This window comes from Mycobacterium sp. NPDC051804 (genome assembly GCF_044452905.1).
GTDB lineage: Bacteria > Actinomycetota > Actinomycetes > Mycobacteriales > Mycobacteriaceae > Mycobacterium.
In genome coordinates, this window is record NZ_JBITCD010000001.1 from 1,040,906 (window position 1) to 1,059,111 (window position 18,206).

Sequence of the window (18,206 nt, forward strand, 5' to 3'; positions counted from 1 at the left end):
ATGACATCAAAGTCGGTGATGACAGCCATCGGAGCATTTGCCGCGGAGTCCATCGACGACGATGCCTCCCTGCAGGACGTCACGATCGACGTTCCCGAGCTCCGTCCGCGCGATGTGCTGGTCCGTGTCCTTGCGGTGTCGGTGAACCCGGCCGACGTCAAGGTTCGCGCTGGTCTGCAGCCGTCGTCGGAACCCGCGATTCTCGGGTATGACGCCGCAGGGGTCGTGGAAGCTGTTGGGCCGCAAGTGGAAACGCTGTCGGTCGGCGACGAGGTCTGGTACGCCGGCGACCTCAACCGGCCGGGTAGCAACGCTGAGTTCCAAGCGGTCGACGAGCGCATCGTCTCGCGTAAACCCGCGTCGCTGTCGTTCGCCGACGCGGCTGCGCTACCGCTGACAACGATCACGGCGTGGGAGACGCTGTTCGACCGTTTCGGCCTGACGACGGAATCGACGGGCGACCTGCTGGTGCTTGCGGCCGCGGGCGGTGTCGGCTCGATCATGATCCAGTTGGCGAAGGCGCTGACCGGAGTCCGCGTGATCGCGACGGCCAGCCGCGACGAATCACGCCGATGGGCCGAAAGCATGGGCGCCGACGCCGTCATCAACCACCACCATCTGCGCGACGAGGCGCTGGCCGTCGCACCCGGCGGAGTCGACTACCTGTTCTCGCCCCATTCGCGAGGCAACATCTCCGACTACGCCGCGATCGTCAAGCCGTTCGGTCACATCACCGCGATCGACGAACCGCCGGGCTTGGACCTTCTCGAGCTGAAACAGAAAAGCATTGCGTGGCATTGGGAGCTGATGTTCACGCGGTCGATGTTCGAGACGCCCGACATGATCGAGCAGCAGCGGCTGCTGGCCACCACTGCGGCTCTCGTCGACGACGGCACGCTGCGCACCACCGTCACCAAGACCATCGAGGGATTCACGGTCGCCGCAATCCGCGAGGCGCACCGCGACGTCGAGACCGGACGGATGACCGGCAAAGTGGTCGTCACCCGCTGAGCTAGGTTCGAGCTATGGCACTTCCATCGCCGTCACCGGCCACCACCGCCGTCGTCACCGGAGCATCGTCGGGCATCGGCGCCGACATCGCCCGCGAGCTCGCGGCCCGCGGACACGGCGTCACGCTCGTCGCCCGCCGCGAAGACCGGTTGCGGGACCTGGCCGCCGAACTGTCGGGCCCGGTCCGCGTCGAGGTGATCGGCTGCGACGTCGCAAACCCCGATGCGCGCGCGAGACTGTTCGACGAGATCGCCGACCGCGGTCTGACCGTTGACATCCTCGTGAACAACGCCGGCATCGGCACCCTCGGCGCGGTCGAACAGTCGACCGTCGCCCAGGAAATCGCGCAGGTGCGGGTCAACGTCGAAGCCGTCATCGACTTGACCACGCGCGCCGTCCAACAGATGGTTCCGCGCGGCCGCGGCGCGATCCTCAATGTCGGCTCCACCGCGGGCTACCACCCGTTCCCCGGGCAGTCGGGGTATGCCGGGACGAAAGCGTTCGTGAGGAGCTACACCGAAGGGCTGCGTGGCGAACTGGCCGGAACCGGCGTCACCGTGGCCGCGCTGCATCCAGGTCCGGTGCGCACCGAATTCCTCGGGGCGGCAGGCATGGACGAGAAGAAATTCGCCGCCGCGTTTCCGAAGTTCCTGTGGATGCCATCGCGCGCCGTCGCCAAGGCGGGGGTCGATGCGCTCGAGCATGATCGCGGAACCGTGATCGCCGGCGTGCAGAACAAGCTGAGTACCGTTCTCATGCAACTGATTCCGTCACCGGTGCGGCTCAAGCTGCTCGCGAGCCAGCACCCGGCACTGCGCCGCGACCGCGGCTCAGTCGGCTGACGGCCACCGTCGCATCCAGCCCTCGGCCGGCAACGCCATCCCGTTGCACAGTGTGCAGATCGTGCGGTACCAGCCGACGGCGATGAGCAACTCCAGTCGCTGCTCGTCACTGAAGTTGTCGCCCAAGAGATTCCACGTCTCGTCGCACCACGATCCGACCCGCTCCAGTTCGTCGACCGCGCCGATCAGCACCCGTTCGGAGTCGGTCCACCCAGGATCGACGCCGGTGACCAGCGCGTCGCATTCGTCATCGCTGACGCCTGCGATCGGACCCCAGAACGCGGCTTGCCCGCCCCACTCATACTCGCAGCGCACCAACGCGCAGATCCGCAGAATAGCGATCGTGCGTACCCGCGGCGGCAAAAGCGCGTCGACGTAGAGGGATTCTCCGAGCTTGCGTAACCGTGACGCGAGATTCGGGTGGCGCTGCAGGCAGCGCACCAACAGCAGCGGTTCATAGGTGCGGTCAGGATGACCCCAGCTGTTGATGCCCGCAGCATCCTCGTCGCTCCACGGCGGAGCGACAGGCGCGACTCTGGTCACGCGGTGGCGGGCGCGGGTTGGCGACCGCGAATCAGCTTGCCGGGACGGGCTTCGGTGGGTTCGCCATGTTCGGCGATGATCTCGCCGGACACCATCGTCATTACGTAGCCGTCGGCCGTCTGGTCGAGGCGCCGTCCGCCCGCGGGCAGGTCGGACTTGACGGTAGGCCGGTGCAGACGCATCGCGTCGGCGTCGATGATGTTGACGTCTGCCTTATAGCCCACGGCGAGACGACCGCGGTCATTCAGGCCGCCGATTCCGGCGGGTACGGACGTGAGCTCTTTGATCACCCGCGTGAGCGGCAGTCGCCCGGACTCACGGTCGCGAACCCAGTGCGTCAGCAGATACGTGGGAAAGCTTGCGTCGCAGATCATTCCGTAGTGGGCGCCGCCATCGCCGAGGCCGAGGACCACATCGTCGCGCTGGATCAGTTCGGCGACGGTGTCCAGTGAGTTGTCGCGGAAGTTGGCGAGGGTGACCAGCAGCATGGCGTGTCCGTCGTCATCGAGGAGACGGTCGTAGGCCTCCTCCAATGGATTGACATCGCGTGCCCGGGCCCGCGCGCCGATCGAATCTGACGGCGCCGGTTCGTAGTTCGGCGGATCACCGAGCGGGTACATGTAGTCCCACGCCTGCGCGGCGAACATCAGCGGGTGCCCGTCGCTGCTCGGGTTGTCGTTCAGAATGCGTTCGCGCACTTCGGGTTTACGCATCTCGGCAACCCGTTCTGCCAGTGGCAGCCCGGCGATCTCCTGATACGACGGGTACATCACAAACGGGTTGCCCGACAGGTCGAGGCCGAGGACCAGTCCGATCGGACGAGGGAAGATCTGGCCGGTGACATCGCCGCCGTTGGCGTTGGCCTTCTCCACCATGGTCAGTGCATCGAGGTGGATCGGTGGGCCGGCGTTGCCGATCGCCAGTGTGAACGTCACGGGGAGCCCGACCTCGCCCGCGACATCGAACACCGCGCCCAGGGACGCCTCGTAGTCACCCGCCATCAGGTCGGGCACGAACTGGAGGAGACCACCGCCGGCGTCGTCCACGCCGCGCGCGATCGCCTCGATCTCCGCGTAGTCCACGTTGTAGCTCGGAATCGGTTGCCCCTTGATGGTCTTGTGCAGGGTCAGGCGCGACGACGCGAACCCGAGCGCGCCGGCGCGCACCGCTTCGGCGGCGAGCTTGCGCATCAGGGAGAGGTCTTCGTCGGTTGCGGGTTCGCGGTCGACACCGCGCTGCCCCATCACGTACACCCGCAACGGGGAGTGCGGCAGGAAAGCGGCCACGTCAATGTCCCGTCGGCGCGAGTCGAGCGCGTCCATGAACTCGGGAAAGGTCTCCCAGGTCCACGGCAACCCGTCGACCATCACGACGCCGGGGATGTCCTCGACACCGGCCATCACGTCGACAAGCACGTCGTGGTCCTCGGCCCGGCACGGAGCGAAGCCCACGCCGCAGTTGCCCATGACGGCCGTCGTCACCCCGTGCGCCGAGGACGGAATCATGCGGTCGCTCCAGATGGCCTGCCCGTCGTAGTGCGTGTGCAGATCGACGAAGCCGGGGGTGATTAGCAGACCCGTCGCGTCGATCTCCTTCGTGCCGGAGCCGTCGACGGTGCCGACAGCCGCGATGAGACCGTTGGTGATCGCGACGTCGCCGACGAACGGTTCGCCGCCCAGACCGTCGACGATCGTGCCGTTGCGAATGACCAAGTCGAATGTCGTCCTCCGGACGACGGTGTCGTGCTCCATGAGCTGAATGTACGACTGTGTCGGCCCGGGATGCCAGGATGAGCCCGTGATTGACCACTTCGGAATCAACTGTGCGAACTGGGAAGAATCCAAGGCCTTCTACGACAAGGTCCTCGGAGTGCTCGGATACACCCGCCAAATGGACTATCAGGTGGCTATCGGGTACGGCACCGAGGGCAAGCCGGATTTCTGGATCGCCGACATGTCCGCAGGTGAGGCGGCGGGGCCCAACCGCGAGGTGCACTTCGCGTTCCAAGCTGCCGACGCCGATGCGGTTCAGGCGTTCTACGACGCCGCGCTGGAGGCGGGCGTCGAGGCTTTGCATGCGCCGCGGCTGTGGCCGGAGTATCACCCGGGTTACTTCGGCGCCTTCGTGCGTGACCCCGACGGCAACAACATCGAGGCGGTCTTCCACGGGGCGCAGCCGCAGGGCTGAACTGGGTACGGTCGGGGTATGGCTAGCCCTGAGGCGGACGTGGTACGCGCACTGCTGCGCGATGCCTTCTCCCGGTTGATCGAGCACGTCGAGGCGCTGACCGACGGCCTGACCGACGAGGCTGCGTTCTTCCGGCCGACCGCGAATGCCAACAGCATCTCGTGGCTCATCTGGCACAGCGCCCGTCAGCACGACATCCAGCTGGCGGATCTCGCAGGGACCGAACAGGTCTGGTTCCGCGACGGCTGGGTCGACCGATTTGGGCTCGACCTGCCGCGCGGTGCCATGGGTTACGGCGACGGCCCCGACGAGGTCGCCAAGGTGCGCGCATCGGCGGATCTGCTGGCCGGTTACTACCACGGCGTCCACAAAGCCACGCTCGAGTACGTCGCCTCAGTGACGCCCGAGGAGCTGGAGCGCGTCATCGACGACCACTGGGATCCGCCGGTGACCGCCGGCGTGCGGCTGGTGAGCATCATCGACGACAGCGCGCAGCACCTGGGTCAGGCGGCCTACGTGCGCGGCATCGTGTGAGTCCGACTCGGTGGTGGCCGCCCGTCGGCGTAGCGGGCATGATCCTGCTCGGATTGGCTGTCGGTAAGGGTTCCACCCCGCTCGATGACTGGTTCCAGGCGGCCGACCACAACCAGCTAGACGGCCTGTCGTACCTCGCGAAGCCGCTGGCGCTCGCGATTCTCGAAGTCACGGTGGTGGGCGTGGCGCTGTATCGACGATGCTGGCGACTGGCGTTGGCCGCGGTCGTGTTTCCGCCTGCGGCGTATCTGCTCGTGCAGTTCATCAAGCCGCTGTTCGGGCGAACGATAGGCGACGGCCTCGCGTATCCGAGCGGGCACATCACGGTGACGACGATCGTGCTGGGTCTCGTCGTCCTGGTGGCGGGCGGCGCCCTGTGGGCTGTGGTCTTCGCGGTCATCTACGTATCGCTTGCCATGGTCGGTGTGGGCTCGACGTTCCACTACTTCACCGACACCGCCGGTGGCGTGCTGCTCGGCACCGCTGTTGTGTGTCTTGCGGCGCTGATCGCCAGCCGCGACTTGACACGTGTCAACCCCGGTGCGATCTACGTCACACGCGGTGGTTAACATGGGTCTATGACCGCGACGCCAGATGTTGATCTGCCCCCGGAATCGCAAGCGAGCCCTGTCCTCAATCCCGCGACCGGCGCTGTCGCCGGGACAGTGCGGTGGACGGACCCCGCCGACGTGCCGCGCATCGCGGCTGGCCTGCGCCGGGCGCAACGCGAATGGGAGGCCCGCGGACCCAAAGGCCGCGCCAAGGTGCTGGCCCGCTTCGCCGTGTGGATGGGTGAGCACCGCGACGAGATCGAGCAGCTGCTGATCAAGGAGACCGGCAAGTCGGCGACCGACGCCGCCCAAGAGGTGCCGCTCCTCATCATGATCGCCTCGTACTACATCAAGACGATGGAGAAAGCGCTGGCGCCGGAGACCCGGCCGGCATCGCTGCCGTTCCTGAGCATCAAGAAGGTGACGGTGCATTACCGGCCGCGGCCGGTCGTCGCCATCATCGCGCCCTGGAACTATCCGGTGGCCAACCTGTTGATGGATGGCATCGCCGCCCTTGCGGCAGGCTGCGCTGTGCTGCTGAAGCCCTCGGAACGCACGCCGCTGACCGCCGAACTGCTGCTGCGCGGCTGGGCGGACTCGGGTGCCCCCGAGGTGATGGCGATCGTCCAGGGGGCACGGGAGGCTGTCGAGGCCGTCGTCGACAACGCCGACTACGTCCAGTTCACCGGGTCGTCCGCCACTGGTGCGAAAGTGGCCGAGCGCGCCGCGCGCCGGCTCACGCCGGTCAGCCTCGAACTCGGCGGCAAGGACCCGATGATCGTTCTCGAGGACGCCGACGTCGAGCTGGCCGCTCACGCCGCCGTCTGGGGTGCGTTCTTCAACGCGGGCCAAACGTGTGTGTCGGTCGAGCGGGTGTACGTACTCGAATCGGTCTACGACCAGTTTGTCGAGGCCGTGGTCCGGGACGTCAAGGATCTCAAGATGGGTGCGGGCGAGGGGCACGCCTTCGGCGCGCTGATCGACGACAGCCAGGTCGCCGTGACGGAACGCCACGTCTCCGACGCCGTCGCCAAAGGGGCCAAGGCACTCACGGGCGGCAAGCGCGCGACCGGGCCGGGCAGCTTCTACGAGCCGACGGTTCTTGTCGACGTCGACCATTCGATGGACGCCATGATGGAGGAGACATTCGGGCCGACGCTGCCCATCATGAAGGTCGCCTCCGTCGCTGAGGCAGTGCGTCTGGCGAATGACAGCCCGTACGGCCTCAGCGCGTCGGTGTTCTCGAAGGACATCGAACGTGCGAAAGACGTTGCAGTGGAACTGGACTGCGGCGCGGTCAACATCAACGACGTGATCTCGAACCTGATGTGCACCACCGCGCCGATGGGCGGCTGGAAGACATCGGGCATCGGCGCTCGCTTCGGCGGTGCCGACGGCGTGCGCAAGTTCTGCCGACAGGAGGTCGTCGTCGCACCCCGCACGAATGTCGGTGCGGGCGGCAACTACTACAACAACTCGCTGCGGGCACTGAAGCGGATGAACACGATGATGACGAAGTTCGCGCTGATCCGGCCCAAGCGCACCGCCAAGTAGCGCATCGGCGCGCCACCTTCTGTTCACTCTGTCGTCACGCTGACTTACGGGTAAGCCGCTACTTTCTGCCGGTGACTCTGGATTCACACGGATACCGCGTCCATGACGACGACGATGACGATCCCGTTCTGCTCAACGCCGACGGTCTGGCGGTCGACACGTGGCGGGAGAACTACCCGTACGACGAGCGTATGACGCGCGAGGAGTACGAGGAACAGAAGCGGCTACTGCAGATCGAACTTCTTAAGCTGCAGAAGTGGAGCCAAGCCAACGGGCTTCGGCACGTGCTCGTCTTCGAGGGCCGCGACGCAGCGGGCAAGGGTGGCACCATCAAGCGGTTCATGGAGCACCTCAACCCGCGCGGAGCGCGCGTGGTCGCACTGGAGAAGCCGACGGAGAAGGAACGCACCCAGTGGTACTTCCAGCGCTACGTCGCACACCTGCCGAACGCGGGGGAGATCGTCATGTTCGACCGGTCTTGGTACAACCGGGCCGGCGTCGAACGCGTCATGGGCTTCTGCTCGCCCAAGCAGCACGCCGAGTTCATCCGCCAGGCGCCGCTGTTCGAGCAGATGTTGGTCAACGACGGCATCAGCCTGACGAAACTGTGGTTCTCCGTGTCCTCCTCCGAGCAGCGGACCCGCTTCACGATCCGTCAGGTCGACCCCGTCCGGCAGTGGAAGTTGTCGCCGACCGACCTTGCGTCGCTGGACAAGTGGGACGACTACACAGCGGCCAAGGAGGACATGTTCGCGTGGACGGACACCGAGACCGCGCCCTGGACCGTCGTCAAGAGCAACGACAAGAAGCGCGCTCGCGTGAATGCCATGCGCCACGTGTTGAGTAAGTTCGATTACGACAACAAGGACCATGAGGTGGTCGGTAGGCCGGACCCCCTCATCGTGGGACGTGCCCTGGCTGACTGATTGCGGCGCGTCCGGCTAAAGGAGGACGCGTGCGTTTCGTCACGACCATGTTGCTGTGGCTCGTCACGACGGTCCTGCTCGCCGTAGCGGTCCCGACGATGTGGGCGCAGCGGAATGTGGTCAGCGAGGATGGGTACGCGGCGCTTGCTGCGGCCGCGGCGCATGATCCGAAGCTGCAGCGCGCGATGGCCTCGGAGCTGACGGCGCAGATCCGCAGCTTCGCCGCCACCAACGGGTACGGGACGCTCAACACCGAGCTCGTCCATAACGTCGTCACGGCCTACACCGGCAATGATGGATTTCCGGGCCAGTTCGCGCAGGCCAACCGAATCGCGCATCGCTGGATGTTCACCGACTCGATTCGGTCCGAGGGCGACTCGGGCAACCGCTGGCTCGTCGACATCGCACCGATGCTCAACGACCCGTCGATCAAGGAGACGCTCGGCGATCTCGACCTGGATGTTCCGCAGACGCTGACGGTGCCGATCACGGTGCCCGAATCATCGGCGTTGCGGCCGGGCCAGCTGCGGCTGTTGTCGACGTGGGGTCCGTGGGTGAGCGTGGGGACGACGATCCTGGCGGGTATATCGGCAGTGCTCACGCTGGCGGCGGCCCGATCGCGTGGCAAAGCGCTTGTTGCACTCGGTATTTCGGCTCTACTGGTGGGCGCCGGGGGCTGGGCGGCGTTGGAGACGTCACGTCGTTTCATCGACGACGCGCTGAACCAGACGGCAGGCGACATCCGGCAGATCGCCGACGTCATGGTCGGCCAGGCTGAATTGAGTGCGCACCACTGGCTGAACCTCACCTTGGCCGCAGGTGGTGTGCTCGTGGTGTTTGGGGTCGCGGTGTCGCTATTGGGCGGTCTGCGCCGGCGGGACTAGGCGTCGTCGCCCTCGGGGGTACCGTTCTGCCCATGCCATTCGTGTCGGACATCAAGGGCCCGCAGCAGCCCGTCCACACACCTGCGCTGCTGGTCACCGGTGCGCTTCGCCGCACCAGCACCATCGACACGCATCCGGCCGGGTCAGGCGATTCCGACGTCGCCCTGAGTGCGCGCGACGTCGTGGCAGGGCAGGATGCCATCGAGGTCCTGGGTGAGACGCGGATCCGGGCGCACCTCGCGCAGCGTGTGATCGATGCGATCGAGTCCACCCCGCACGACGGGCGGCTGGCACGGCTGCTCGGCAGCAGGGTCGGCCCCGGGTTCCGCTCGGCGGTGAGCAAGCTCCTGCCCGGGGAGGCGCAGCACGCCACCAGGCTGCACCTTCTGCTTGACGATTGGGTTGGTGCGGCGCTGGTGTCCGGCTATTCGGTGCAGCACGCGGCGATCGTTCTCGGTGTCGAGGAGAAGTTGCCCGCAGGCACCGCCGACCGCATGGCCGGCATCTGCGCGGGCTTCGCACCGGATGCTTCGCTCATCGGTTACGCCCGGCGGCACGACATCATCCCCTCGGTGCACGGCCCACTGGCGCCGCCGCTGGGTGAACTGCACCCGGTGGACGACCTGCGTGCACACGGCATGCGACGGTTCCGGCGGCTCGATCTTGTTCCCGCGGAGGGGGATTACGCGAAATTCGATGCGCACTTCCGGGATTCGCATGTCGACGGCGAAGGCGCCGAGACGATCGTGCACGAGTACACCGTCGTCGGGACGGTGGATACGTCGACACGAACGATCACCTCGGTGTCGGCGGATGTGCGGGTGCTGCCGTGGCAGGAGTGCCCGGGCGCCATCGGAAGCGCCGAACGGATTCGCGGAATGACGTTGCCGGACATGCGTGACCGCATCCGTGGTGAGTTCGTGGGTACCAGCACGTGCACGCATCTCAACGACACGCTGCGCTGTGTCGCCGATCTGGATGCGCTGCTGGATTTACTCAAGGCTCGATGATGTGCGACGGGTCGGGCCTGCGGTGCGGCGGCGCCTGGCTGTAGTCGCCCCACGGTCCGTCGCGGTTCTCGATGGCAGCCCGAACACCCTGTGATCCAGCAGTTTCGATGAACGAGAGGGCATCTGGAGTGTTGCGCATCAGCCCGTCGAGGATGCCACCGAGAGTTTGGGTGGAGGCCAGTCCCATGTTCTCGTAGGCCTGGTTCACGATGAGCTTCTGGGCCTGCAGTTGAGACAGTGGGATGTTGGCCAACTTCTGAGCGATCTCTTTGACCCGGGCCTCAAGATTCTCGAAAGGCACCGACTCATTGATGAGTTCGACTGCGGCGGCTTCTTTTCCGGTCAGCGGTTCGCCAGTGAGCGAGTGCCACTTCACTTTTGCCAGGCTCATCCGGTAGATCCACATACCGGTGAGGTACGCGCCCCACATGCGGGCGTAGGGAGTGCCGATGACCGCGTCGTCGCTGGCGATGACGATGTCGGCGCACAGGGCGTAGTCGCTGCCGCCGCCGACGCACCAGCCGTGCACCTGGGCGATGACGGGTTTCGACGCGCGCCAGATCGACAGGAACTTCTGGTGGGGACTGGTCACCTGGGTGGTCATCGCGGCAAAGTCCTTGCCCGGGTCCCAGCGGCCGTCGGTGTTCATCGCCTCGCCCCAGTGCTGAAAGCCGCCGCCGAAGTCGTAGCCACCGGAGAACGCGCGCCCGGCGCCGCGCAGCACGATCACCTTGATCTGCGGATCGCGTTCGGCCAAGCCGATGGCCTTCTCGATCTCGTCGGGCATCGGCGGAACGATGGTGTTGAGATGTTCAGGCCGGTTCAGGGTGATGGTCGCGACGGGCGGTTCGGTCTTGTAGAGCAGGGTTTCGAATGTCGGCGTCGTCGGCATAGCGCAAGTGTGGCAGGACCCTGCCGTTGTATCCCTGCCGTCGCGACCCTGCGAAAAGGCGCTCGCAGCAACCTCACAGCAGCGGAAATGATTTAGGTGTGCCTACCCTGCAGCCTGCGGGAATGCTATGTTTTGCCTCTCCTAACTTAGAGGGTGCAAATGAATCGCTTTATCGCGTTGTCGGTGCCGGTTGCAGCCGTGAGCCTCATCCTCGCGGGGTGCGCCAGCGACAAGGGAAGTTCCGAGGAGACCTCGTCGAGCGCCAGCGCGACGACGACCACGTCGAGTGCAGCCGCTGCGGCTCCCGATCCACTGGCCGAGCAGGCCGCTGTGGAGTACAAGAAGTACGCCACCGGCCAGATCGACGATTTGGTCGTCAAAGTCAAGGTGCTGACCGACGCCGTCCGCGCCAACGACCTGGCGGCCGCGCAGGCCGCGTATGAACCGTCTCGCGTGCCCTGGGAGCGCATCGAGCCGCTCGCCGGCCTGGTTGAGGAGATCGACGGCAAGGTCGACTCGCGCGTCGACGACTTCGAGAATGTCGACGACCCGGAGTTCACCGGTTGGCACCGCCTCGAGTATCTGCTGTTCGAGAAGAACACCACCGAGGGCGGCGCCCCGTTCGCTGACCAGCTCGACCAGGACATCGCCACGTTGAAGGAGCAGTTCCCCTCGGTCGAGGTCAAGCCTGTCGACGTCGCAACCGGTGCGGCCGAACTGATCGAAGAGGTCTCCGAGGGCAAGATCACCGGCGAGGAGGACCGCTACTCGAAGACCGACCTGTGGGACTTCGACGCCAACCTGCAAGGCAGCCAGGCCGCGGTCGACACGCTCAAGCCGGCCCTGGAGAAGGCCGATCCAGATCTGCTGGCCAAGATCACCACCGGCTTCGCCGACATCAACGCCACAATGGCGCCGCTACGCCAAGGCGACGGCTGGGTGCTCTACTGCACCGAGAACGATCCGTACCCCTCACCACGGTGCACCGGTGTGACAGTGGACCCGGCGACTGTCGACAAGCTCAAGGCACAGCTCGCCGGACTGTCGGAGAACGTGTCCCAGATCGCGGGGGTCCTGAAGCTGTCGTGACCGAGCAGCTGCCGCGTCAGGGCATCTCGCGTCGAGGTTTCGTCACGGGTGCCCTGAGCGCGGGCGCGGGTGCCGCCGTCGGTGCCGGCGCCACGTACGCGCTGACCAACTCCGGCCAGCAGCCGGCGCCCGCACCCAATCGGCCCGAGATCTTTGTCCCCTTCGAGGGGCCGCACCAGACGGGTATCACCGCGCTGCCGATACCCGAACAGGGACTGGTGGCGTCGTTCAACGTCCAATCGAACGACCGAGATGTCTTGACGACGGCGCTCAAAGAGCTCACGGAAGAGATCCGCGGGCTGATGGCCGGCAAGCCGCCGGAAACGCGCGATGCGGCCTATCCGCCCGTCGACTCCGGCCTCCTCGGAGAGAAGCCGCCGGCCGACAACCTGTCGATCGTGGTCGGTGTCGGGGCCTCTTTGTTCGACGACCGGTTCGGACTTGCTGATCGCAAGCCCAAGGACCTGGTCACGATGCCGTTCCTGGCCAACGACAAGCTGGACCCTAAACTCTCGCACGGTGACATCTCGATCATCTTCGAGGCCGGTCACAACGACACGGTTCAGTTCGCGCTGCGCCAGGTGATGAGGCGAACGCGAAGCGATCTCGTGCTTCGATGGATGATCGACGGTTACGCCCGCGGCATCGGCGCGGGGCAGGCGTCGGAAGCGGCGACTCCTCGAAACCTGTTGGGCTTCAAAGACGGTACGGCGAACCTCGACGTCGACGACGAAGCGCTGATGGATCGTCACGTGTGGGTGAGCGCGGAGGACGGCGAACCCGAGTGGGCGGTCGGTGGTTCGTATCAGGCGGTCCGCATCATCCGGAATCTTGTCGAGTTCTGGGACCGCACCCGACTCGTCGAACAGGAGCAGCTCATCGGGCGTTCCAAGGTCAGCGGCGCGCCGTTGGGCCTGACGGGTGAGTTCACCGATCCCGACTATCCCTCGGACTCCGAGGGCAAACGGATTCCCCTCGACGCGCATATCCGACTGGCGAACCCACGCACACCCGAGACGGACGAAAACCTCATCCTGCGACGCGGATTCAACTACTCACGTGGTTTCGACGGCGCAGGCAGGCTTGATCAGGGTCTGGCGTTCGTCGCCTATCAGCGCAGCCTGGAGAAGGGCTTCCTCACCGTGCAGCGCCGCCTCAAAGGTGAGCCGTTGGAGGAGTACATCTTGCCGGTGGGCGGTGGCTTCTTTTTCATGCTGCCCGGCGTCACAGGACCGGACCGGTTCCTGGGCGATCAACTGGTCAAGTGAGCTTCGACCACAGGTACTCGTAGACCAATGCGGATTTGAACGCCGTCTGGGCATTGTCCGCCGCACCGGCGTGTCCGCCCTCGATGTTCTCGTAGTAATTCACCGAATGCCCTTGCTCTTCCAGCGCCGCGGCCATCTTTCGGGCGTGTCCGGGGTGAACCCGGTCGTCGCGGGTCGACGTGGTGATCAGCACCGGCGGGTAGCGTCGGTCCGCGGAAATGTTCTGGTACGGCGAGTATTTGGAGATGAATGCCCAGTCGTCCGGATCGTCCGGATCGCCGTATTCGGCCATCCACGAGGCGCCGGCGAGCAGCAGATGGAAACGGCGCATGTCCAGCAGCGGCACACTGCACACCAGGGCGCCGAACAGTTCGGGATACTGCGTCAGCATGACACCCATCAGGAGGCCGCCGTTGCTTCCGCCTTGGGCGCCCAGCTGGTCGACAGTCGTGATGCCGCGGTCGACGAGATCTTTTGCCACCGCCGCGAAATCCTCGTACACCAGGTGCCGGTTCTCGCGCATCGCCTGGGTGTGCCATGTCGGACCGTACTCGCCGCCGCCGCGGATGTTCGCCAGCACGTAGGTGCCGCCGCGGGACAGCCACAGCCGGCCGAGCACACCGCCGTAGCCCGGTGTGTTGGCGACCTCGAATCCGCCGTATCCGCCGAGCAGTGTCGGAGCCGGACCGGTCGAGCTGCCCTTGCCATCCGAATTACGATGCCCTACAACGAAATACGGGATCTTCGTGCCATCGGCCGATGCCACGAAATGCTGGGTCACCTCGATATCGGACGCATCGAAGAACGCGGGAGCGCTCTTGACCGTCGTCACCTCCGTCCCGGCCCGCCCCCACAGCAGCTGCGAAGGTGTGTCGAAACCACTTGAATCCAAGAACATCTCGTCGCCGTACTCGTCGATGTCCACGAGCACGGTGTTGGTGTTCGGCGGGATGCCGGGGATCGGCGAGCGCTCCCACGTCCCGGGGGTCACGAGTTCGACGTGGCTGGACACGTCGAACAGCGTGGTGAGTACCAGATGGTCGCGCGTCCACGCGTAATTGTCCAGGCTGGAATGTTCGTCGGGTTCGAAAACGACGGCCAGTTCGTAGGTGCCGGAGAGGAATTCGTCGTAGTTTACAGCCAGCAGTGAACCTGGCCGGTAGGTGTGATCACCGACCGTCCATTCCGTCCGCGGCCGGATCAGCAGCCATTCGCGGTGCACCGACATACCGGCGTCGGTGGGAACCTCGATGCGGACCAGGTCGTCACCGCGAAGCTCGTAGCGGTCGCGGTTGAAGAAGTCGAAAGACCTTGTGATGAGCAGTCGCTCGAAGCCGGGTGTCGGATCGTAGGCGCCGCCCACGCTGACGTCCGAGGACTCACCCTCGAACAGCGTCTTGGCGTCGTCGAGTGGCTGGCCGCGTAGCCAGCGCTTCTCGATCCGCGGGTAACCGGAGTCGGTCATCGAACCGGGCCCGAATTCGGTGCCCACCAAAACCGTGTCGCGGTCCTGCCAGGTCATGCTCGACTTCGCCTCCGGTAGCTCGAAGCCACCGGTGACGAATTTCCTTGTTTCCATGTCGAATTCGCGTACCACGGTGGCGTCGGCGCCACCACGGGACAGCTCGATCAGGGCAAGGGAGTGGTCGGGTTCGAGGACGTCTGCGCCGGCCCACACCCAATTCTCGTCCTCGGTGTCCGCGAGCGCGTCGAGGTCGAGGATCACGTCCCAGTCGGGTTCAGAGGTGCGGTAGCTGCCGAGCGTGGTGCGCCGCCACAGCCCGCGCTTATTGGCCGCATCGCGCCAGAAGTTGTAGAGGTAGTCGCCGCGACGCCGGACGTACGGTATCCGCGCCTCGGTGTCGAGGACCTCGAGCGCCTCGGTGCGCATTTGCTCGAAGCGGGGCCCGCCGAACTCGGCGATGGTCGGCTCGTTGTGCGTGCGCACCCAGTCCAGTGCGTCGTCGCCGGTGATGTCCTCGAGCCAGAGATAGGAGTCTTGCGCCACAACACCATTCTGGCTGCCCGGCGTAGTGTGAGCCCCATTACACCCGGTAATCCGCGCCGTCAGAGAGGGAGTCGTCGATGACTGTCTATGCCCGTCCTGGTTCCACCGACGCCCTGATGTCCTACGAGTCGCGGTACGGCAACTTCATCGGCGGGGAATGGGTGCCGCCCGCCTCGGGCGAGTACTTCGAAAACCCCACGCCCGTGACCGGCCAGCCGTTCTGCGAGATCCCGCGCTCGAACGAAACCGACATCGAAAAGGCGCTGGACGCCGCGCACGGTGCGGCCGGTGCGTGGGGCAAGACGGCGGCGGGGGAGCGGGCAAACATCCTCAATAAGATCGCCGATCGCATCGAGGCGAACCTGGACTCGATCGCGCTGGCCGAGGCGTGGGACAACGGCAAGCCGATCCGCGAAACGCTGGCCGCGGACATCCCGCTGGCCATCGACCACTTCCGGTACTTCGCGGGTGCGATCCGCGCGCAGGAGGGCTCGCTGAGCCAGATCGACGACGACACCGTCGCGTACCACTTCCACGAGCCGCTCGGCGTCGTCGGACAGATCATCCCGTGGAACTTCCCGATCCTGATGGCGACGTGGAAGCTCGCGCCCGCACTCGCGGCGGGCAACGCCGTCGTCCTCAAACCCGCCGAGCAGACGCCCGCGTCGATTCTGTACCTGATGTCGTTGATCGGTGACCTGCTGCCCGCCGGTGTGCTCAACGTCGTCAACGGATTCGGATTCGAGGCGGGCAAGCCGCTCGCGTCGTCGAATCGCATCGCGAAGATTGCGTTCACCGGCGAAACCACGACCGGCCGGCTGATCATGCAGTACGCCTCGCAGAACCTGATTCCGGTGACGCTGGAGCTCGGCGGCAAGAGTCCCAACATCTTCTTCAGCGATGTGATGGCCAGCCCGAAAGTTGGGGCCGACGACTTCCAGGACAAGGCGCTCGAGGGCTTCACGATGTTCGCGCTGAACCAGGGCGAGGTGTGCACCTGCCCGTCGCGCAGCCTGATCCAGGCCGACATCTACGACGAGTTCCTCGAGCTCGCGGCGATCCGTACCAAGGCCGTACGCCAGGGTGACCCGCTGGACACCGAGACGATGATCGGTTCGCAGGCATCCAACGATCAACTGGAAAAAGTGTTGTCCTACATCGAAGTTGGCAAGGACGAAGGTGCCCGGGTAGTCACCGGCGGCGAGCGCGCTCAGCTCGGCGGCGACCTCAACGGGGGCTACTACGTGCAGCCGACGATCTTCGAGGGCAACAACAAGATGCGCATCTTCCAGGAGGAGATCTTCGGTCCCGTCGTCGCGGTCACGTCGTTCAAGGACTACGACGACGCGATCGGTATCGCCAATGACACCCTTTACGGACTGGGTGCGGGTGTGTGGTCGCGCGACGGCAATGTCGCCTACCGCGCCGGACGTGACATCAAGGCGGGCCGGGTGTGGACCAACTGCTATCACGCGTACCCGGCGCACGCGGCGTTCGGCGGTTACAAGCAGTCCGGCATCGGCCGCGAGACGCACAAGATGATGCTCGACCATTACCAGCAGACGAAGAACCTGTTGGTTTCCTACTCGAACAAGGCGCAGGGGTTCTTCTAACGAGCGCTTGCGCGAGGAGGCGAGGATTCTGACAGTCCACAGGGCGCTCATCACCCGGGCAGCGGCTGACCTCTTGGAGAAATTGCAGCAGCGGCACGGTGCGCTGATGTTCCACCAGTCGGGTGGATGCTGCGACGGGTCCTCGCCGATGTGTTACCCCGACGGGGAGTTCCTCGTCGGCGACCGCGACATCCTGCTTGCAGTGTTCGACGTCGGCGACGGCGTGCCGGTGTGGATCTCGGGGCCGCAGTTCGAGGCGTGGAAGCACACACAATTGGTCATCGACGTCGTCCCTGGCAGGGGCGGCGGGTTCAGCGTCGAAGCGCCGGAAGGGATGCGGTTCCTGTCCCGCGGCCGTGCGTTCAGCAACGACGAGAACCGCTTGCTGAACGAATTGGCACCCGTGACCGGTACCGACTTCGCGCTGGGTAAACGCCCGCCGGCCGCCGGGACCCACGTCGTCGCGGAAGCCAGCCTGAACACGACCGATGCGTGCTCGATCCCCGGGCGCGGCTAATCGGTCAACGACGGGTGGCGCAGTATCGTCGAAAGGGTGATTCCGCTGCCGCGTCCGCGGTTGCTGACCAGCGCTCTGCTGATCGGCACGGCGGTCGGGCTGCTCGTCGGGATCGGGTTGAGCCTGCTGGTGACGGCTAAGATTCGGCCTGACGTGGTGATCGCTCTCGTCGTCGGTGTGCCCAGTGCGATCGGCATGTTGACCATTCTGTTGTCGCGCAGACGCTGGCTCACGGCAGTCGGCGCCTTCGTGATCGCCCTCTCTCCGGGATGGTTCGGTGCGTTGGTGGCGATCCAGACGGCGAACGGTGCCTGACGTGGACCGCGACCTGCTGATGGACGACACCCAGGAGTTCACACCGACCTGGGATACGGGTGAGCTCGAGGCTGTCGACGCGGCGCTGTCGGAGCCGTTACCGATACCGGCCCCTCCGGTCGTGGTGCCCGGCAACTTCCAGTACCTCAAGCGGTGGCACTTCGTGCTTGTCGTGGCGTGTGTATGGACCGTGGCGGCTGCCGCGGGCTGGGGACTCTATTACTGGTGGTACCACTCGATCGACAAGACGGCGCCGGAGTTCGTGGTGCTGGTTTTCCTGATCCTGTGCACCGTCGTTGGCTTGCTCGTCGCGATGGTGCCCAACAGGCCGATCGCCTCCGCTGTGGCGATCGCATTCACGTCCGCACCACTGGCTGCGACGGCTGGTGCCGCGGTGCTGCACGGCCTTTACTTCTGCGAATGGGCCACTCGCTGTTTCGTGGGGTTGATTCCTTACTAAGG

The 18,206-nt window shown here is 65.5% G+C and carries 19 protein-coding genes; 15 read left to right on the plus strand and 4 right to left on the minus strand.

The annotated features are described in order from the left end of the window. Entirely contained in the window at positions 1 to 1,011 is a 1,011-nt protein-coding gene (locus ACIA48_RS05030) for a zinc-binding alcohol dehydrogenase family protein (protein ID WP_396728199.1), read from the plus strand. A gap of 14 nt (positions 1,012 to 1,025) precedes the next feature. Continuing rightward, positions 1,026 to 1,853 (plus strand): SDR family NAD(P)-dependent oxidoreductase, encoded by an 828-nt coding sequence (locus ACIA48_RS05035; RefSeq protein WP_396728201.1) that lies wholly within the window; start codon positions 1,026 to 1,028, stop codon positions 1,851 to 1,853. Here the strand turns inward: ACIA48_RS05035 and ACIA48_RS05040 are convergent. Continuing rightward, positions 1,842 to 2,396: a carboxymuconolactone decarboxylase family protein gene (locus ACIA48_RS05040; RefSeq protein WP_396728203.1), complete on the minus strand. Its 555-nt coding sequence runs from the start codon at positions 2,394 to 2,396 to the stop codon at positions 1,842 to 1,844. The two genes, ACIA48_RS05035 and ACIA48_RS05040, sit on opposite strands and share 12 nt — an antisense overlap. Continuing rightward, a complete protein-coding gene (locus ACIA48_RS05045) occupies positions 2,393 to 4,147 on the minus strand; it encodes an amidohydrolase family protein (protein WP_396728205.1) in 1,755 nt (584 codons plus the stop codon). The genes ACIA48_RS05040 and ACIA48_RS05045 overlap by 4 nt, the downstream gene beginning before the upstream one ends. A 46-nt stretch (positions 4,148 to 4,193) precedes the next feature. Between ACIA48_RS05045 and ACIA48_RS05050 the strand changes: the two genes are divergently transcribed. From ACIA48_RS05050 to ACIA48_RS05080, 7 genes are all read left to right on the plus strand, one after another. Then, positions 4,194 to 4,583, plus strand: coding sequence for a VOC family protein (locus ACIA48_RS05050; RefSeq protein WP_396728207.1), 390 nt, complete (start codon positions 4,194 to 4,196; stop codon positions 4,581 to 4,583). 18 nt (positions 4,584 to 4,601) lie between these two features. Next, positions 4,602 to 5,117, plus strand: coding sequence for a mycothiol transferase (locus ACIA48_RS05055; protein WP_396728209.1), 516 nt, complete (start codon positions 4,602 to 4,604; stop codon positions 5,115 to 5,117). Further along, positions 5,114 to 5,686 carry a phosphatase PAP2 family protein gene (locus tag ACIA48_RS05060; protein WP_396728211.1) on the plus strand — a complete coding sequence of 191 codons (573 nt, stop codon included), beginning with the start codon at positions 5,114 to 5,116 and terminating at the stop codon, positions 5,684 to 5,686. Before ACIA48_RS05055 ends, ACIA48_RS05060 begins: the two co-directional genes overlap by 4 nt. Before the next feature lie 9 nt (positions 5,687 to 5,695). After that, complete coding sequence (locus tag ACIA48_RS05065; protein ID WP_396728213.1) at positions 5,696 to 7,222, plus strand: aldehyde dehydrogenase family protein; 1,527 nt, start codon at positions 5,696 to 5,698, stop codon at positions 7,220 to 7,222. Positions 7,223 to 7,293: 71 nt separating this feature from the next. Next, the gene (gene ppk2 / locus ACIA48_RS05070) at positions 7,294 to 8,148 is read left to right on the plus strand and encodes a polyphosphate kinase 2 (RefSeq protein WP_396728215.1); all 855 of its coding nucleotides are present in this window, start codon (positions 7,294 to 7,296) and stop codon (positions 8,146 to 8,148) included. 29 nt (positions 8,149 to 8,177) lie between these two features. Continuing rightward, positions 8,178 to 9,032: a hypothetical protein gene (locus ACIA48_RS05075; RefSeq protein WP_396728217.1), complete on the plus strand. Its 855-nt coding sequence runs from the start codon at positions 8,178 to 8,180 to the stop codon at positions 9,030 to 9,032. 32 nt (positions 9,033 to 9,064) lie between these two features. Further along, the gene (locus tag ACIA48_RS05080) at positions 9,065 to 10,042 is read left to right on the plus strand and encodes a DUF2889 domain-containing protein (protein WP_396728218.1); all 978 of its coding nucleotides are present in this window, start codon (positions 9,065 to 9,067) and stop codon (positions 10,040 to 10,042) included. Here the strand turns inward: ACIA48_RS05080 and ACIA48_RS05085 are convergent. Further along, complete coding sequence (locus ACIA48_RS05085; protein WP_396728220.1) at positions 10,029 to 10,934, minus strand: crotonase/enoyl-CoA hydratase family protein; 906 nt, start codon at positions 10,932 to 10,934, stop codon at positions 10,029 to 10,031. The two genes, ACIA48_RS05080 and ACIA48_RS05085, sit on opposite strands and share 14 nt — an antisense overlap. A gap of 159 nt (positions 10,935 to 11,093) precedes the next feature. On the opposite strand from ACIA48_RS05085, the gene ACIA48_RS05090 reads away from it, so the two are divergent. Next, the gene (locus ACIA48_RS05090) at positions 11,094 to 12,023 is read left to right on the plus strand and encodes an EfeM/EfeO family lipoprotein (protein WP_396728222.1); all 930 of its coding nucleotides are present in this window, start codon (positions 11,094 to 11,096) and stop codon (positions 12,021 to 12,023) included. Continuing rightward, on the plus strand, positions 12,020 to 13,291 hold the full coding sequence (locus tag ACIA48_RS05095) for a Dyp-type peroxidase (RefSeq protein ID WP_396728224.1): 1,272 nt from the start codon (positions 12,020 to 12,022) through the stop codon (positions 13,289 to 13,291). The genes ACIA48_RS05090 and ACIA48_RS05095 overlap by 4 nt, the downstream gene beginning before the upstream one ends. On the opposite strand, the gene ACIA48_RS05100 is transcribed toward ACIA48_RS05095, so the two are convergent. Next, a complete protein-coding gene (locus ACIA48_RS05100) occupies positions 13,284 to 15,299 on the minus strand; it encodes a prolyl oligopeptidase family protein (RefSeq protein WP_396728226.1) in 2,016 nt (671 codons plus the stop codon). The genes ACIA48_RS05095 and ACIA48_RS05100 overlap by 8 nt on opposite strands. A 77-nt stretch (positions 15,300 to 15,376) precedes the next feature. Here ACIA48_RS05100 and adh point away from each other — a divergent pair, with 77 nt between their 5' ends. The 4 genes from adh to ACIA48_RS05120 are packed head-to-tail and all read left to right on the plus strand — an operon-like array spanning position 15,377 to position 18,204. Next, entirely contained in the window at positions 15,377 to 16,912 is a 1,536-nt protein-coding gene (adh, locus tag ACIA48_RS05105; protein WP_396728228.1) for an aldehyde dehydrogenase, read from the plus strand. Positions 16,913 to 16,937: 25 nt separating this feature from the next. Then, the gene (locus ACIA48_RS05110) at positions 16,938 to 17,429 is read left to right on the plus strand and encodes a DUF779 domain-containing protein (RefSeq protein ID WP_396728522.1); all 492 of its coding nucleotides are present in this window, start codon (positions 16,938 to 16,940) and stop codon (positions 17,427 to 17,429) included. Between the two features lie 36 nt (positions 17,430 to 17,465). Further along, positions 17,466 to 17,744, plus strand: a complete 279-nt coding sequence (locus tag ACIA48_RS05115; protein WP_396728230.1) for a putative holin — start codon at positions 17,466 to 17,468, stop codon at positions 17,742 to 17,744. Between the two features lies 1 nt (position 17,745). After that, positions 17,746 to 18,204: a hypothetical protein gene (locus ACIA48_RS05120; protein ID WP_396728232.1), complete on the plus strand. Its 459-nt coding sequence runs from the start codon at positions 17,746 to 17,748 to the stop codon at positions 18,202 to 18,204. Positions 18,205 to 18,206 lie beyond the last annotated feature (2 nt).

Excerpts from the sequence above, each read along its gene's own strand:
- ACIA48_RS05030 (WP_396728199.1), top strand. The coding sequence starts at position 1 with ATGACATCAAAGTCGGTGATGACAGCCATCGGAGCATTTGCCGCGGAG.
- ACIA48_RS05035 (WP_396728201.1), top strand. The coding sequence starts at position 1,026 with ATGGCACTTCCATCGCCGTCACCGGCCACCACCGCCGTCGTCACCGGA.
- ACIA48_RS05045 (WP_396728205.1), bottom strand. The coding sequence starts at position 4,147 with ATGGAGCACGACACCGTCGTCCGGAGGACGACATTCGACTTGGTCATT.
- ACIA48_RS05055 (WP_396728209.1), top strand. The coding sequence starts at position 4,602 with ATGGCTAGCCCTGAGGCGGACGTGGTACGCGCACTGCTGCGCGATGCC.
- ACIA48_RS05065 (WP_396728213.1), top strand. The coding sequence starts at position 5,696 with ATGACCGCGACGCCAGATGTTGATCTGCCCCCGGAATCGCAAGCGAGC.
- ACIA48_RS05080 (WP_396728218.1), top strand. The coding sequence starts at position 9,065 with ATGCCATTCGTGTCGGACATCAAGGGCCCGCAGCAGCCCGTCCACACA.
- ACIA48_RS05085 (WP_396728220.1), bottom strand. The coding sequence starts at position 10,934 with ATGCCGACGACGCCGACATTCGAAACCCTGCTCTACAAGACCGAACCG.
- ACIA48_RS05090 (WP_396728222.1), top strand. The coding sequence starts at position 11,094 with ATGAATCGCTTTATCGCGTTGTCGGTGCCGGTTGCAGCCGTGAGCCTC.
- adh (WP_396728228.1), top strand. The coding sequence starts at position 15,377 with ATGACTGTCTATGCCCGTCCTGGTTCCACCGACGCCCTGATGTCCTAC.